This is a genomic window from Planomicrobium sp. YIM 101495, from assembly GCF_009707665.1.
Lineage (GTDB): Bacteria > Bacillota > Bacilli > Bacillales_A > Planococcaceae > Planococcus.
In genome coordinates this window covers 219,670-235,381 of record NZ_WLZW01000002.1, presented here as the reverse complement: position 1 = coordinate 235,381, position 15,712 = coordinate 219,670, and the positions used below count along the sequence as shown (strand labels likewise).

At 49.1% G+C, this 15,712-nt stretch carries 19 protein-coding genes; 6 read left to right on the top strand and 13 right to left on the bottom strand.

Going from position 1 to position 15,712, the window contains the following annotated elements; genetic code table 11:
* The first annotated feature begins 44 nt into the window (after positions 1 to 44).
* Positions 45 to 875, top strand: a complete 831-nt coding sequence (locus tag GIW82_RS10510) for an undecaprenyl-diphosphate phosphatase (protein ID WP_154749901.1) — start codon at positions 45 to 47, stop codon at positions 873 to 875.
* 66 nt (positions 876 to 941) lie between these two features.
* Here GIW82_RS10510 and GIW82_RS10505 read toward each other — a convergent pair whose 3' ends face one another.
* The 3 genes from GIW82_RS10505 to GIW82_RS10495 form a co-directional block, all read right to left on the bottom strand.
* Positions 942 to 2,039 (bottom strand): CAP domain-containing protein, encoded by a 1,098-nt coding sequence (locus GIW82_RS10505; RefSeq protein WP_370456211.1) that lies wholly within the window; start codon positions 2,037 to 2,039, stop codon positions 942 to 944.
* A 133-nt stretch (positions 2,040 to 2,172) separates the two neighbouring features.
* A complete protein-coding gene (locus GIW82_RS10500; RefSeq protein ID WP_154749899.1) occupies positions 2,173 to 3,048 on the bottom strand; it encodes a DUF368 domain-containing protein in 876 nt (291 codons plus the stop codon).
* Between the two features lie 73 nt (positions 3,049 to 3,121).
* Positions 3,122 to 4,189, bottom strand: coding sequence for an NAD(P)H-dependent flavin oxidoreductase (locus tag GIW82_RS10495; protein ID WP_370456201.1), 1,068 nt, complete (start codon positions 4,187 to 4,189; stop codon positions 3,122 to 3,124).
* Between the two features lie 250 nt (positions 4,190 to 4,439).
* Here GIW82_RS10495 and GIW82_RS14750 point away from each other — a divergent pair, with 250 nt between their 5' ends.
* Positions 4,440 to 4,580, top strand: coding sequence for a hypothetical protein (locus GIW82_RS14750; RefSeq protein WP_195914027.1), 141 nt, complete (start codon positions 4,440 to 4,442; stop codon positions 4,578 to 4,580).
* A 55-nt stretch (positions 4,581 to 4,635) separates the two neighbouring features.
* On the opposite strand, the gene GIW82_RS10485 is transcribed toward GIW82_RS14750, so the two are convergent.
* Positions 4,636 to 5,487: a VOC family protein gene (locus GIW82_RS10485; protein WP_154749896.1), complete on the bottom strand. Its 852-nt coding sequence runs from the start codon at positions 5,485 to 5,487 to the stop codon at positions 4,636 to 4,638.
* Between the two features lie 124 nt (positions 5,488 to 5,611).
* Between GIW82_RS10485 and GIW82_RS10480 the strand changes: the two genes are divergently transcribed.
* Positions 5,612 to 5,980, top strand: a complete 369-nt coding sequence (locus GIW82_RS10480; RefSeq protein WP_154749895.1) for a winged helix-turn-helix transcriptional regulator — start codon at positions 5,612 to 5,614, stop codon at positions 5,978 to 5,980.
* Between the two features lie 32 nt (positions 5,981 to 6,012).
* On the opposite strand, the gene GIW82_RS10475 is transcribed toward GIW82_RS10480, so the two are convergent.
* From GIW82_RS10475 to GIW82_RS10455, 5 genes are all read right to left on the bottom strand, one after another.
* On the bottom strand, positions 6,013 to 6,192 hold the full coding sequence (locus GIW82_RS10475; protein ID WP_154749894.1) for a hypothetical protein: 180 nt from the start codon (positions 6,190 to 6,192) through the stop codon (positions 6,013 to 6,015).
* A gap of 50 nt (positions 6,193 to 6,242) precedes the next feature.
* Positions 6,243 to 6,653 carry an NUDIX hydrolase gene (locus GIW82_RS10470; RefSeq protein ID WP_154749893.1) on the bottom strand — a complete coding sequence of 137 codons (411 nt, stop codon included), beginning with the start codon at positions 6,651 to 6,653 and terminating at the stop codon, positions 6,243 to 6,245.
* A gap of 80 nt (positions 6,654 to 6,733) precedes the next feature.
* A complete protein-coding gene (locus GIW82_RS10465; protein ID WP_154749892.1) occupies positions 6,734 to 7,204 on the bottom strand; it encodes a GNAT family N-acetyltransferase in 471 nt (156 codons plus the stop codon).
* A 1,073-nt stretch (positions 7,205 to 8,277) separates the two neighbouring features.
* On the bottom strand, positions 8,278 to 9,075 hold the full coding sequence (locus tag GIW82_RS10460) for a LysM peptidoglycan-binding and 3D domain-containing protein (RefSeq protein WP_154749891.1): 798 nt from the start codon (positions 9,073 to 9,075) through the stop codon (positions 8,278 to 8,280).
* 265 nt (positions 9,076 to 9,340) lie between these two features.
* The gene (locus tag GIW82_RS10455; RefSeq protein ID WP_154749890.1) at positions 9,341 to 10,327 is read right to left on the bottom strand and encodes an NAD(P)/FAD-dependent oxidoreductase; all 987 of its coding nucleotides are present in this window, start codon (positions 10,325 to 10,327) and stop codon (positions 9,341 to 9,343) included.
* A gap of 225 nt (positions 10,328 to 10,552) precedes the next feature.
* Between GIW82_RS10455 and GIW82_RS10450 the strand changes: the two genes are divergently transcribed.
* The 3 genes from GIW82_RS10450 to GIW82_RS10440 all read left to right on the top strand — a co-directional run bounded on the left by GIW82_RS10450 (position 10,553) and on the right by GIW82_RS10440 (position 12,067).
* A complete protein-coding gene (locus GIW82_RS10450) occupies positions 10,553 to 11,344 on the top strand; it encodes an SDR family oxidoreductase (RefSeq protein ID WP_154749889.1) in 792 nt (263 codons plus the stop codon).
* A 76-nt stretch (positions 11,345 to 11,420) separates the two neighbouring features.
* Positions 11,421 to 11,861: a peptidylprolyl isomerase gene (locus GIW82_RS10445; RefSeq protein WP_154749888.1), complete on the top strand. Its 441-nt coding sequence runs from the start codon at positions 11,421 to 11,423 to the stop codon at positions 11,859 to 11,861.
* A gap of 11 nt (positions 11,862 to 11,872) precedes the next feature.
* Positions 11,873 to 12,067: a hypothetical protein gene (locus GIW82_RS10440; protein ID WP_154749887.1), complete on the top strand. Its 195-nt coding sequence runs from the start codon at positions 11,873 to 11,875 to the stop codon at positions 12,065 to 12,067.
* Positions 12,068 to 12,280: 213 nt separating this feature from the next.
* On the opposite strand, the gene GIW82_RS10435 is transcribed toward GIW82_RS10440, so the two are convergent.
* The 4 genes from GIW82_RS10435 to GIW82_RS10420 form a co-directional block, all read right to left on the bottom strand.
* Positions 12,281 to 13,009 carry an amino acid ABC transporter ATP-binding protein gene (locus GIW82_RS10435; RefSeq protein ID WP_154749886.1) on the bottom strand — a complete coding sequence of 243 codons (729 nt, stop codon included), beginning with the start codon at positions 13,007 to 13,009 and terminating at the stop codon, positions 12,281 to 12,283.
* The gene (locus tag GIW82_RS10430; RefSeq protein ID WP_154749885.1) at positions 13,006 to 13,650 is read right to left on the bottom strand and encodes an amino acid ABC transporter permease; all 645 of its coding nucleotides are present in this window, start codon (positions 13,648 to 13,650) and stop codon (positions 13,006 to 13,008) included. The genes GIW82_RS10435 and GIW82_RS10430 overlap by 4 nt, the downstream gene beginning before the upstream one ends.
* Before the next feature lie 58 nt (positions 13,651 to 13,708).
* Complete coding sequence (locus GIW82_RS10425) at positions 13,709 to 14,494, bottom strand: transporter substrate-binding domain-containing protein (protein WP_154750031.1); 786 nt, start codon at positions 14,492 to 14,494, stop codon at positions 13,709 to 13,711.
* Positions 14,495 to 14,598: 104 nt separating this feature from the next.
* Positions 14,599 to 15,696, bottom strand: a complete 1,098-nt coding sequence (locus GIW82_RS10420; protein WP_154749884.1) for an AI-2E family transporter — start codon at positions 15,694 to 15,696, stop codon at positions 14,599 to 14,601.
* Positions 15,697 to 15,712: the final 16 nt, after the last annotated feature.

The following is a 15,712-nucleotide window of genomic DNA, read 5'->3' as shown; positions in this document are numbered from 1 at the left end:
AGCGGGTAGTAAAATCGCAATTTTATTATTGGAGGAAGTAAAAAATGGAAGAATTATGGCTGATTATAAAGTTTTTGTTTTTGGGAGTATTCCAAGGTTTGACCGAACCGATCCCCATTTCATCAAGCGGTCATTTGCTCATCGCCCAATCATTGCTTGGCGTTGAGATCGAAGGAAGCCCGACGACGTTTGCCTTGCTGGTCAATACGGCATCTCTAATTGCAGTCGTAGTCATTTACCGAAAAGATATCGGCCGGCTCATCGTGAATGGCCTAGGTTATTTCAAAGTTAAAAATGAAGAGACAAAGCGTGATTTCATGTTCATCGTCTATTTGGTCGTTGCAACTATTCCGGCTGCGATCATCGGTCTCTTGTTCCAGGATGCGATTGACGAACATTTATCCTCAATCCTGACAGTCGGAATCACTTTAGTCGTGACCGGTGCAGCTTTATGGTTCATCCGCAATCTGCGCGGACAGCGTAAAGAAGGCAACATGAGTATGAAAGATGCGAGTATCATCGGTGTCGCCCAATCTGTCGCGTTGATTCCCGGCATTAGCCGAAGCGGTGCAACAATCGTCGCCGCGATGGCAAGAGGCATCAATCAGGAAACCGCTTTACGCTTCTCCTTCCTGTTGTTCATCCCGGTTTCTTTAGGAGGTGCCGTACTCAGCATTTCTGATATTCTGACAGACGAGAACTTCTCATCATTGGCATTGCCGTATTTGGTGGCATTTCTCGGATCCCTTGTCGCTTCTTACTTCTCTTTGCTTTGGTTCATGAACATCATGGCAAAAGGGCAACTGAAGTATTTTGCAATTTATTGCTTCATTGTAGGACCGCTTGTCGTAGTGTCATGGATGGTTCTCGGGTAACTAAAAAAGAATGAAAAAGAGTGGGAAATCAATTGATTTCCCACTCTTTTTGAATTCCAACAATATTCAGCGGTTGAAGAACTTCGCTGTATAATACGGCTGATCCTCTTCATTGAACGCCGCTCCCACTCCGAGATAGCCGAAGTCCCGATTGACGATATTCTCACGGTGGCCGAGTGAATTCATCAGCCCTTCGTGCGCGAAGATACTGCTGTACTGGCCGTACGCTAAGTTCTCACCAGCAACTTGGAAGGCGATGCCGTCCTCAGTCATCCGGTCGAATGGCGACTGCCCTTCCAAGTTTGTATGGCTGAAAAATTCGTTCTCAGCCATATCGACACTATGTGCACGGGCGGTTATACGTGTTTGTTCATCCCACTTTAGCAGTGGCAATTGCCGCTGGATCCGCGATGAATTGGTCAATTCGAACAAGAGCAGTTCAAAACCTTGCTTCACTTCGTCCCCGGCTGCAGCGTAAATGGATGGCCTGCTATTCTCAAGGCTGTCACTGACCACTTGAACAGCCGATATCGTATCACCTTCATGCAAGTCATAAAACACAGTCACATAGCCCACGTCCGTCTTGAACACATCGAATTCATCCCGTGTATCGAGCATGTACTGAATGCGCCCTTTTTGGATATACGTCAACGGCGTGCCAAGCGACTCGCGTACTTGCGTCTTTGTCGAAGCCATCGTCAGGCCTGTCGTCGATGAAATGATGTCTTGATTCGTATACATGCCATTCACCCGGCCATCCTTATCATAGGAAAGCAGCGAATAATTTTGATAGTCCTGATGGTAGCTGTGCCAGTCCGTCCCGTACTCGTTGCGCATGAGGCGGAGCGGCAGCCCGACTTGTACTTGGGCTTCTTCCTTGCTCATCCCGAGTGTTACGTTGTGGATAGCGAAGAGCGAGTCGGTCGCAGCAAGCTCCGGCTTTTCTTCTGTTTCCGGCAATTGTTCGCCGGCGTCGCTCACCATCGATTGAAATCGGCCACCGAGCGACACCGTCAATTCCTTGGCACTGTCGATGGCATCACTGACGCCCGGATCTTCCATCACCCGTTCGATCGTTTGATCCATCCGCTCCAAAAAGCTTAAGTCGACATATGCCCCAAGTGGTTCTTCCCATAATGGCCGCGCCAGAAACAGAACAATCACCAACAGCACAACTCCTGCTATTCTCCGCACCCACATCACCTCTTCTCTCCATTTTACTGCCAGCTAGTCATTTCTGAAAGTAATACGGTTTCAGATAAAAAAGACAGCTTTCACAGAAAGCTGTCTCATACTCTTACTCTTTATTTGAAATAGCGTTAGTGGAAACCCGCTTTTCTTCTACAGCTCCAGCAAGATCCGTCTTCTTCGGTGAACTGAACGTCAACGTCAAAATCAAGCCTGCTGCAAATGTAATCCCGCTCGTAATGAGCGCGGAAGTATCGGATGCGAAGCCAGGGAAAATGACGAACAATGAGCCTAAAATCAAACCGATGATCGCTGCATACATCACATGTGTAAAGTTCTGCAGCAAGTAGCTGATGACTTTACTCGAAACGAGAAACCCGATGATGATACCTGATCCGATCGCAAGTGCAACCGGAATATTGAACGTCGTCAAAGCATTGATCGCAGTCGAATAGACACCGATCAACAATAGGATGAACGAACCACTGATTCCTGGTAGAAGCATCGCCATACTAGCAAGCCAACCGGAGAAGAACAGCAGGAAGAATGCAGGCACCGTCAGTGAAACGATTGGTTCTGCCGCTTCGTTCGGCTGGATCCATGCAGTCGCTGCAAGTGCAATGCCGAGAACGATCATAACCGTAAAATGACGCGCCTTGAAATTCTTTTTGACCTCTGCCTGCCGGGCTAAATAGGGCAGCACCCCAAGAATAAGTCCCATGAAGAAAAACTGCGTCGCTTCAAAATGACTCGTCAATAAATAATCGATGATGCGGCTGAACAACAGCAACGCAATAACGATCCCGATTCCGAGTGGCATCAAAAACGCTGCATGTTTTTTCCATTCACGGCTGAAGATGCCGCTGATCGACGCCAACAGACGGTCATAAATGCCGAGAATAAAAGCGACCGTACCGCCACTGACGCCTGGTATTAAATCTGTGATCCCCATCAATAAACCGCGGGGTATGTTTTTCCATTCCATTTATACGCTCTCCCTACATCAAAAAATACAGTCACAAGTATACCATCCACCGCAAAAGAATACGAGAAAGACTTCAGATCAGCTTCTCCGCTTCTGCAACCAAAGATTGGACAATCGTTTCCGCCGTCCCCTCTTCCTTCAGCATACCCGCCGATTGCCCAGCCCATAGCGAGAGAAAGTCGGCATTGCCATTTTTGGCGGCGGCCAGCCGCAATTCCTTCGTCACTGTGTTCTGGGACGGAAATGGGAGCGGTGAGGTTCCACTCTTCTCGAATTCTTCTATGAAACGATTCTTGATCCCTCTTGCAGGCCGTCCCGAAAAGCTCCGTGTCACGACCGTGCTGTCATCCCCGCTGTCGAAGATTGCCTGTTTATGGACAGTATGGGTCCCTGCCTCTGCTGCGACGAGAAAACGGGTGCCGAGCTGTACACCTTCCGCTCCGAGCGCTAACGCGGCAATGAGACCTCTTCCATCAGTGATGCCTCCCGCTGCGATGACCGGAATCTTCACGGCATCGACGATTTGCGGGACGAGTGAAAATAATCCGATCTGCGTCCCGGCTGGTGTGCCATCAAATGAAAACATGCTTCGATGGCCGCCCGCTTCACTTCCTTGCGCAACGATGGCGTCCACTCCCGCGTGTTCTGCTTCCAGGGCTTCCCCGACGGTCGTTACCATCGCAGTCGTCCGGATTCCGTGTGCTTTCGCCTTCCGCATCTGCTCCGTAGTCAGACAGCCGAATGCCGTCGAAATGACTGGCACACGGAGATCGACACACAAGCCAAAAATGGCAGAGCTAAAGTCAGCCGTCTGACTAGGCGCTTGGGGTTCCGCGATATCAAGCTCCGCATGAAATAGCCGGAGCACCTGCTGCACTTCGGCAAGATTCGTATAGTCATCCGGCGGAGTTGCGGCGAAGAAATTGACGGCAAACGGCTGATCCGTCAAAGAACGGATCATCTCGACTGCCGCTTCCACTTGCTCAGGAGTCATATATGCCGCCCCTAATGTTCCGAGTCCTCCCGCTTCACTGACAGCCGCGACCAATTCAGGAGTCGTCGCTCCGCCAGCCATGCCTGCTTGGATTATGGGATATGTGATACCGAATGTTTCACATACGGATGTTTTCAATGTCAGCACGCTTTCCACACCTTTCCATTGCTTCTTCTGTTCAGTATCGCTAAAATTACTACAGACTGCAAGGGAACCTGCGAACATGTTTTGCGTCCCATTAGCACAAGCACATTTTTAGAAAGCGGGGTACGCTATGAAGGGATTTCTTTCCTTGATAGGAATCACTGTCATCGTTACTGCATTTGGACTCATCTTATGGTCTTTCTCCGACAACCCTCTCGACAAGCTCTATAAGGAAGAAAGATTGACAACATATATGGAAATCAGAAAAACAGAAGGACAGCCGAAGACGGATTTGAACAACGTCAGCCCGGCATCCATGGCCATCAGCTACGACGCGGCACCAATTTTTTACTTCGACACCGAAATGAGCTGCGGGCAGCCGGATGACGATTGAAAAAAGCAGCGGGAAATCATCGATTTCCCGCTGCTTTTTGCTTACTTATAATGAATCAAACTGCGAGGATGATCCGGTTCCCCGATGGATCGGCAGTCTCATAGACGCCGCCCTTCTCCGAAACCACTACATCAAGTGCAGCAAGTTGCTGTAGAATCGTCTGGCGCTTTTCTTCCGATGCAAGCATCAACGTATAGCCGCCCAGTCCTGCCACATTTTCCGGTAGTGCCGGGACACCGACACCATTCCAGACATTCAAGCCGATATGGTGGTGATACTTGCCATCCCCAAGGAACAATGCCTGTCCGCCCATGTTCAGCAACGTTTCAAAGCCGAGGCCTTGTTCATAAAAACGCTTCGCTGCTGTAAGGTCCGACACGTGCAAGTGGATATGGCCCATTACCGTTCCTGCCGGCATCCCGTTCCAAGTGATGCCTGCTTTTTCCGTATCAGCGATAATACCTTCCGCATCGATTGGATCGACCGCCATCGCTACTTGATCGCCTTGCCATTGCCATTCCTCCGGCGCGCGGTCACGATAAATTTCGATGCCGTTGCCTTCAGGATCCGACAAGTACAATGCCTCGCTCACAAGATGGTCTGATGAACCAAGACGGATGCCATTTTGGTGAAGATGGATGAGGATTCTCCCCAAATCTTCTCTCGTCGGCAACAAAATCGCAAAGTGATACAGCCCAGCATAGCGGCCTGTCTTCGCTTCCCCGTCTGCCAGTTGATCCAGTTTCAATAACGGGTTCGCTTCCGTCCCAAGTGTTGCGCTCGTCTCAGTCTGTTCGAGTACGTCCAGTCCGATCACCTCTTGATAGAACTCGACCATGCCTGATAAATCCAATACCTTCAGTTGCACTTCACTCACATACGTAATCGGTTTTTCATGGAAAATCATTTTCTTCGATCCCTTCAGTTACTTTATGTAACTTATTATATTTTATATATCAAACATAGTCAAGTAACTAAATTCTTTTATAATACATGAGAATATGCTATCCTTTACTAAAGGAGTGATGTGAATGGATACTACAATCATTTGCCCTCGGTTTGAAACGGCCATTTCCATCCTGAGCCAGCGCTGGACGGGATTAATCATTTATCAATTGCTCGAAGGCCCACAGCGATTCAGCCAATTGACCGAATCGATTGGGATCAGCGGACGCCTCTTATCCGAACGGCTGAAGAACCTGGAAGCCCAGCAGATCGTGCTGCGCCAAGTTTATCCGGAGACGCCGGTCCGTATCGAGTACGGTTTGACTGAAAAAGGCTTCGCAATGAAACCCGTCATGGACGAACTTCAGCAATGGAGCCAGGACTGGGTAGCGCCGGTCGACCAACTGGAAGACGCTGCACCTAAAAAAGAACTGCTTCCAAAGCCCACTACATGACGGGCTATTGGAAGCAGTTCTTTTTTATTTGGTTAATTTCTTCCCGATTTCTCATCTTCCGTGCGGTCCCGGTATTTCTCATTCGAATTCTCTTCGTATTCCAAATCCCGGTCAGGCTGCGGATCCATTTCAGGCTTACTCGGTGAATCACGGCGCGGTTCGACGTCCGGGATCAGTTTTTCTCCTTCTTTCATTTTCTTCTCCTTGTCCATCAAACTCCTCCTTCACTACTTTCCCTTCATTTTCCCGCATTCATGGATTTTCAAACAAGACAGCGGCGCACCCACTCGACTTCGTCCGGATAGGCTAAATCCAGCTTTTCCATCTCTTCGACCGTTTTCCACGCCACTTCCGCAATCCACGGATCATTCTCAGCGACAACGATTTTGCCGCCGACCTGTTTGACGAGGAAGTAATGCAACTTGAATGATACCGCTCCATCTTCGTACAGCCCGTCCCGCACACCGATTTCTTTTACCGGCTCGACTTCCACGCCAGTCACCTCCAAACACTCACGGCTACACGTCTGCTCCATGCTTTCCCCCTGCTCAAGTCCAGCTGAAGGTACGCTCCACTTCTTCTCTTCATCCGGCGGACCTTGCCGCACGAGCAATACCTTCCCTTCGGCATTCAAACAAATCGCGCCGGCTCCTTGCCAATTGGACATTTCCATCTGAATCGCTCCTCGAACCTGTTTTTCTATACTTTAGCATAGGAAAAAGCGACCTGCATCCGCCTGTCGCTTTTCTCCCATCACCCTGATACTTGTTCTGTGCTTCTCAATGACATGCCGTGTGTCGCTTCTGGAAGCCCGAGATCTCCTTGGAAACCATTCGCGCGGTAAAATGCGTCTGCCGCCGACGAGTCTGTGCGGACCACCACTTCACTGAAGTGATTGCGGGCATGAGCCACAATTGCTTCGAGCAATTGCGTACCGATGCCTTGCCGTCGGGACGCTTCACAAATATAGAAGCGGCGTAGCCTTCCGACATCCGCGCTGCCAGCATACGGATCTCTGTTCAAGCCACCGATTGCTACGAGTTCACCGTTCGCTTCCCGGATGCCATAGAGGATTTCGCCTGTCTGATCGAAACGGTTCGTTCCATCTTCATATTGATCGACCAGTCTTCTGACAAACCGGTATCCTTCCGCTTCACTTTCTTCCACGAGTTTCGAAAGTTCACTTGCCTGTAAGTCTTCGATTTTTTCGATTCGTCCAGCCATTCGATCACTTCCTTTGTCAATGATGTGTTCTACTTCAGTATATCGGATGCTGGACGAAATATCTTTAATAAGCAGAAAATTCTTTCTAAAAGGGTGTTGTGAGATGGAGTGGTGGGTGTCGCTTGGAGGCGCAAGCTCGGGCGTCGCATAGGAAATCGCTTGCGGCTTAAGGACATGGCTCCCACTTCGCTGGAGTGCGGGTTGAATGTTAGAGAGTGCGCACGAGTATTTCTTTCTATTGTTGGTGTTGAGGTAAATGTTCGGGCGGCTGACTGCGTAGGCCGCCGGGGGTCTTAGGGCGGTGAGTATCAGAGGGAAATCGGGTGTCGCATGTGAACCCGCTGCGGGGCTTCGGACAGGGCTCCCGGAAGAAGCCAAGCTAGGGAACGCTCGTCTTCTTCCTCCGCCCAGTCCAAGCCAGCCCCTTCGCTTTGAGAGTAGTTGGATTGGGAGTGAGTGATCATTTTCATTTCTTTCTAATTTGGTTTCACATATATGTTGGGGCGGCTGACTGCGTAGACCGCTGGGATTTTAATTTGGTGTGCGAGGAAAATATGGGGAGCTTTTCATCATCGAGGAATACTTAGGCAGCATCACATTGATCTTAGAAATTGACGAGATAGGACTGCATACTTGTGACGTGCGATCAACGGAATCCACCTGCTCATTTTAAGTGCAAAAACTGCGAGTCGCGACTAACTGCAGGATGAGTATGCCAGCTGGACCTGCCTGCTAATATGTAACACCTTCTGATAGAAAGCGAAGTAAGCACCTTATGCAGATATCGTCCCACTCCCTAAAATCACATAAAACTCCCATTATCGAAGGAGCTGAGCTGGAATGGAAGAGTGAGCGTGCTAGAGGAGCAGTGAAGGAGCATAGCGACTGAGCGACTCTGAGAGCGCGAGCGACCTAGGTGGCTCGGTACCGCGTCTCCAACTCGCGATCTCTGGAATGCAGGTCAGCCGATCTCTAGCTAATTCACTCCTCGCGAAAGGAAAATCAGCAATAAAAAAAGGCCAAGGGAATGGTCACCTCGGCTTTGTTGCTTGGACTCTATTTGGTTCGTTCGATCAGTTCAAGATCTTGATTTTGACTGTTTTGCGGCCCCAATTCAAAGCAGCGTCTTTCGATGGGATGAACACATCGATTTTGTTGCCTTTGATTGCTCCGCCAGTGTCGCCTGCGATTGCTTCTCCGTATCCTTCAACCCAAACTTTTGAACCGAGTGGGATGACTGATGGGTCAACTGCAATGACTTTTTGGTTCGGGTTGGCACGCAGGTTGATTCCTGTTGCTGTCACACCTGAACACCCTGCACAATATGCTGTGTACGCTGTTGCCGTTACAGTCATTTCTTTACCTGACTGAGCTGACGCTGCAGGTGAAGAAGTTTTAGCCGGTGCTGAAGATTGGCTTTTATTGCTTGCTGGTTGGGAAGATTTCGGTGCTGTTGCACTTCCTCCGTTGACTACCAATTTATCTCCTGGATAGATCAAGTGGCCCGTGATACCGTTCCAGCTCATCAATGTGTTCAATGAGATGCCGTGGTTTGTCGCGATGCGGTAAAGCGTGTCACCGCTTTTAACTGTATATGTCGATTTTGCTTCCGATGACTTAGCAGGAGCTGATTGTGTTACTTGAGCAGCTTGCTTGCTGCTTTCGACTGACAATTGCTGATTCGGGAAGATCAGGTCGGAAGATAGGTCATTCCACCCTTTGATTTCTTGTACCGAAACGTTATGTTTTTGGGAAATCGCCCAAAGTGTATCGCCTGACTGTACTGTATAAGATGATTGTGCGCTCGCTTGAGCAGCTACTCCTGCGCTTAGAGTGAGTGCTGCCGTTAGTGCGATAATTTGTTTTTTCATAAAATGAAATTCCTCCTTTTCACTAACAAGCAGAATCATAACACCCTAACATTGCAGGAACATGACAAACCGTCGGATGAAACATAACAATTGTATTACACGGGTATAGGAATTATTACACAGTGTTATATAAGCACTTTTCACTCTTTTTACTTTACTATTATTTTTCTTTCGTTATTTAATAAGTCGTAAGCAGTGCAGACTGTTCTATACGCATTTTTTTATCCACACAAAAAGCCCGACACTTGGCCGGGCTTTCGATTGTTTATTTGAAGACGCTTGTACTGTGCAGTGGCTGTACTCTGGATTTTGGATCCAAGTATGCCTTTGCGTTATTGATGGCAGTCGGTGCTTCACCGAAGCCGACAGCAATCAATTTGACTTTTCCCTCATATGTCGCGATATCGCCTGCAGCGTAGATGCCTTCGATGCTCGTCTCCATCTTCGAGTTGACGACGACTGACGTCTTCTCCATCTCAAGTCCCCATTCTTTTATTGGACCAAGAGAGGTAATGTTGCCGTAGTTGACGATGACATGATCCGCTTCGATGCGTTCTTCGTTGCCTTCTTTATCGATCAGGACGATTTCACGAAGCTGTCCGTCTTCGCCGATCAACTCTTTGATGCCGAATGGCTTTTTCACTTCGACCGAAGAATTGAGCAATGTTTCGACATTCGCTTCATGTGCCGTCATTTTTTCACGGCGATGGCTCAACGTTACGTGAGATGCCACTTCTTCAAGCATCATTGCCCAGTCGACAGCTGAATCACCGCCGCCAAGGACGACGACTTTCTTGTCATTGAATAGCGTCAAGTCTTTCACGCCGTAATGGATCGATGTGCCTTCGAATGCTTCTGCGCCTTCTACCCCGATGCGTCTCGGCTGGAATGCACCGACGCCTGCCGTCAAAAGGATCGCTTTGGAATAATGCGCATCTTTGTCCGTCGTAATCGTGAAAATGTCGTCTTCACGGTTCACTGTCATCACCGCTTCTTCGAGACAAATTGCCGGATCGGCATAATTCGCTTGTTCGACAAGGTTCGTCACAAGGTCCTTCGCCAATACTTTCTGGAAACCGCCTATATCATAAATATATTTATCCGGATATAACTCGCTCAGCTGTCCACCCAATTGTGGAAGACTGTCGATGATTTTCACTTTCATCTTACGCATGCCGCCATAGAAGGAAGCGAACAATCCGGTCGGACCTCCGCCGATGATGGTAATATCGTAAACTTCACGTTCTGTCATAGTTAACACTCCTAATTTAGTCACTATTTATATCCTATCATATTCCCCCCTATTTCACGCCATTGGACTTATGACGGAAATCGGAAATAATTCATTTTTTCCACACTGGTCCACACCTCCATTTCCGAATCCAAACAAGGTTAAACATGTGCACCAAGACTCCAGTTGCTCCCCTCGGCACATTTTTCAGCTATGCTAGAAGAAACATGAAAAGGAGCGAGGAAAATGGATCTTGGATTAGCAGAGAAAACGGTAGCGGTCATGGCCGCAAGTAAAGGCCTGGGGAAAGCAACGGCACTGGCATTCGCAATGGAAGGCGCAACGGTGTATATCTCCAGCCGACAAGAAGCAGAACTGCACAAAACACGCGATGAAATCATTAGTGCAACGAACAATAAAGACGTGCATGCCATCACTTGCGACGTCTCTGACGAGGGAGCAATCACTTCATTTTTCACTCAAGTAGCGGAGAAAAGCGGCGGCGTTGACATCCTCATCAACAACGTCGGCGGGCCGGCCCCAGGCGGTTTCAATGATGTGCAGGACAGCGACTGGCTGTCGGCCTTCGAGAAGAACTTGCTGAGCTATATCCGGACAAGCCGGGCTGTGCTTCCATATATGAAGGAGCGGCAATTCGGACGAATCGTCAATATCTCTTCTTCTTCCACGAAGGAAGTGATCGACGGCTTGATTCTCTCGAATACATTCCGTGCCGGCATGGTCGGCTTCGCCAAAACATTGGCGCGTGAAGTCGCTGCAGATAATATTTTGGTCAATACGGTTGGACCTGGTCGGATTTCGACTGACCGCATGACCGAGCTGAATGCAGAAAACGCCAAGAAGCAAGGGATTTCTGCCGAAGAAATGCTCGGGCGCAGCATCGCACAAATTCCGGCTGGGCGGCTTGGGACGCCGGATGAGTTCGCACAGATCATCGTCTTCCTCGCCTCCCCGGCCAACGCTTATCTGACGGGCCAATCGCTCGTCGTGGATGGTGGTCTTCTGAAGGCGCTCTAGGCGGCAAATGATTAGGCAGGAGCTTCAAAAGTCGTTATACTAAGAAAGAACGTAATTAGAAAAGGAGATGTTTCATATGGCAAAAAAAGGCCACATTCACATGGAAAACGGTGAAATCATCGAATTCGACCTATTCCCGAATGAAGCACCAAACACAGTAGCAAACTTCGAGGAGCTTGCGAATTCCGGCTTCTACAACGGTGTCATTTTCCATCGCATCATTCCTGGTTTCGTCTCACAAGGCGGCGACCCGACTGGTACAGGTACAGGCGGAAGCGGCAAAACAATCAAATGTGAAACACAAGGTAACCCGCACAAACACGTACCGGGCAGCTTGTCTATGGCACATGCTGGACGCGACACTGGCTCAAGCCAATTCTTCATCGTCCACGAAGCACAGCCTCACCTAGACGGCGTACACACAGTATTCGGTCAAGTGACTTCAGGTCTCGATACTGCGAAAGCAATGAAAGCTGGAGACACAATGACAAAAGTGCACGTATTTGACGAAGAATAAAGAACAACGAAATGCGGAAGCGCCCGTTCAGCTCTGACAGGCATAAGACGGATCAGCGCAGCGGGCTTGACCGCGGAGCTGAGCTGGCTTATGACCCGAAGAGCTGGGCGCTGGAGGCTGGACAACGAAATGCGGAAGCTGCCGTTCAGACCCGACAAGCGCTGGAGACTTTGCGATTGATGGCGCTTCTCAGCCATCAGGCGTAAAGGCGAAGCGACTCGAGGGTCTGGCAGCTGGAGGCTGGACAAAAGAAAAGCGGAGGCTGCCGTGTAGACCCGCCAAGCGCTGGAGACTTTGCAATTGATGGCGCTTCTCAGCCATCGAGTGTAAAGGCGAAGCGACTCGAGGGGCTGGCGGCTGGAGTCTGGACAATCGAAAACAGCTGACAGGAAGATTTCTTCCTGTCAGCTGTTTCTCGTTTATAACACTTTACTTAGAAATGCTTTTGTCCGCTCGTGCTGTGGGTTGCCGAACAATTCCTTTGGCACATTCTCTTCCACGATATAGCCGCCGTCGATGAACAGGACACGGTCACCCATCTCTGCGGCGAAGCCCATCTCGTGTGTCACAACGACCATTGTCATGCCTTCACGCGCCAACTGCTTCATAACATCCAGCACATCGCCGACCATCTCCGGATCGAGTGCTGACGTCGGCTCATCGAACAGCATGATTTTCGGATCCATCGCGAGGGCACGTGCAATCGCGACCCGCTGCTTCTGGCCGCCTGACAATTCGCCTGGATACGCTTTCGCTTTTTCCCGTAAGCCGACTTTGTCGAGCAGTTCATATGCTTTTTTCTCGGCGTTCTCCTTATCACTCTTTTTCAATTTGGTCGGCGCCAAGATGATGTTGTCCATGACATTCATATGTGGGAACAAGTTAAATTGCTGGAACACCATCCCGACGTCCTGCCGAATCTTGTTCAAATTGTTCTTGGGATCGGTGATATCCGTTCCTTCAATATACACATGACCACCCGTAATTTCCTCCAGCCGGTTGAGGCAGCGGAGAAATGTACTCTTCCCGGAACCCGATGGCCCGATTACACAAATTACTTCTGACTCTTCCACAACAGTACTCATATCCTTTAGAACTTCCAAGTCACCGAATGATTTTTTGAGGTTTTCCACTCTGATCATACTCATCGCAATACAAACTTCCTTTCAACGAAGCTCGCCAACATCGACAGCAAGTAAATGACGACGAAGTAAATGATGCCGAGCAGCAAGTAGATGTTAAAGAATTCGAATGTCGCACTCGCTTCGACACGTCCACGTTGCGTCAGATCTGCTACCCCGATGATCGACAGCAATGAAGTATCTTTCAATGAAATGATGGCCTGGTTCGTGATCGTCGGGAGCATCCGCCGAAATGCTTGCGGAAGCACGACATGACGCATCGTCTGCGTCGAATTGAGGCCGAGTGAACGTGCGGCTTCCGTCTGCCCTTTGTCGATCGATTGGATTCCAGCACGGATGATCTCCGCAAAATATGCACCAGCATTGATCGCAACTGTCACTATCCCGGCTGTCGTATTATCCAATGAAATGAAACCAAACGAGTTTAGACCGAAGTAAATAAAGAATAACTGAACGATAAACGGTGTGCCGCGGATCGCATCGATAAAGATCTTGGCGATCCAATTCAGCACTTTGTACGGCGATAGTCTGAATAACGCCATGACCAATCCGATAATGAAACCTAATATAATCGCAATCACAAAAACATATACTGTTACTTTGAGCCCGTCCATCAGCATGGGGAGGGCATTGATCATCGTTTCCATCGCTTCATCCCCTTTGAACAAAATCCAGCGCGCCGAGGCGCGCTGGATTCAGATTGGATCACTCTGAAATATACTTGTCGAGAATTTCGTCATACTCTCCGCTGTCACGCAGCTCCTGCAAGCCTGCATTGATCTTTTCAAGCAGTTCGTCATTTTCGCCTTTCAAGACGGCGATTCCGTAACTATCCCCGTTCAAGCGATCTCCGACAATCTTCAAGTCCAATCCGCTCTGTGCGATTGCATAGGCGATGACCGGGTAGTCCTCGATCAAAGCATCTGCGTTACCATTCGATACTTCCTGGAACATGGATGGGCTGTCCTCAAGTTGAGTGATTTCATACCCGTACTCCTCTTGATTTTCACGTGCCAGGTCAGCACCGGTCGTCCCGGTCTTCACCACTACTGTTTTCCCTTCCAGATCCGCCAATGTTTCGATGTCGTTATTATCCGCACCGACCACAAGGGAGGGACCTGCTTCGAAATAAGGGTCAGAGAAGTCCACGACCTCTTTCCGCTCTTCCGTAATACTCATGCCGGCAATCGCGATATCCAACTGGCCAGCTTGGACAGCCGGGATGATCCCGCCGAAGTCCATCGCATTCAATTCGATTTCAAATCCTTGGCTATCGGCGATCGCATTAATGAGATCGATATCGATTCCTTTATACTCCCCATCTTCTTCAAACTCAAATGGCGGATACGTCGTATCAATCCCGACAGAATACGTTTCACCGCCGCCTCCGTCACCGCTTCCTGACGAACCGTCCGTTTCCTCATCACTTCCGCATGCTGCTAACGTCAGTGCAGAAACCAGAAATACAGATAACAAACCAAATTTCTTCATCATAGATGATGCCCCCTTTGTGTTTTTGTTCTCTGGTACTTTTATCATCTTATCATATTATTGAATAAATCTGAACATTCTGCTCGCAATTCCCTTGTTCTCTCTCACTTTTCCTGCTCCATCGCATGAGCGACTTCCCTCTTTTTCCGCAACCTCATGAACAACCGGAAATTATGCAGCAACGTTTTCAGGACTGCATAGGCCGGAATCGCTACAAGAATTCCGACAAATCCGTAAAGTGCCGCAGCGACGAGCAACAGGAGGATGATCGTCAGCGGATGGATATTGAGACGGCTGCCCATAATATTCGGTGTAATGAGGTTCCCTTCCAGCTGCTGGACAACAAGCAGGACAATCACGACCTTCAATGCCATGAACCAATCTCCGTTCATCAAGGAAACCGCAAGCGCCGGCATGATGCCGATGAGTGGGCCGAGAAACGGCACAATGATCAGGAACATGGCAAAAATCGCGAGCGCCAGTGCATAATCGATGTCGATGATTAAATAGCCGATATACATCAGGACCCCGACGATCAGTGCGACTGTCACTTGTCCGACAATGTAATCGGACAACGTCTTGTCGACGTCCCTCATCAATTTCTCTCCTTCCGGCCGCCGGTCTTCCGGTAAGTATTTAATTGTCGCCGGGATGAATTTGTCATCATCTTTCAGCAGGAAGAAAAGAATGAATGGAACGACGATGAGAACTACCGCCAAATTCAGGAGAAAGCCGAAAAACCCAATGATATTGCCCATCAGTTCTTCTGATACCGACTCCGCATAACCAACAATCGCTTCCTGCATTTCCATCCCAGTCATACCGGCCAACTCAAAGTCCATTAAAAAACGTTCTGAAGCTGAAACGGTCGTTTCAAGTGTTTGAGGAGCCAGCTCGACAAGACTCTCCGCTTGATTCTTCACAGTCGGACCGAAGTAATAAATGGTCAATGTTACGAGGATGAGGATGGCTGAGAACAAAACGAGTATCCCTGCTGGCCGTGGAATCCTCCTCGTCAACAGGCGAAGTGGCGGCCGCAAGATGTAATACAAGAGCCCCGCCAGCAGGACTGGCGCAAAAATCGTTGTGATGATGACTTGAAGAGGGAACAGAAGGAAGTTCAACTTGCTGACAAAATAAAGAATGATCGCGACAAGCAAAATGCCGAATGCATATTCAAAAAACGGCTTTTTAATCCACATGCGCCTCTCCCTTCCC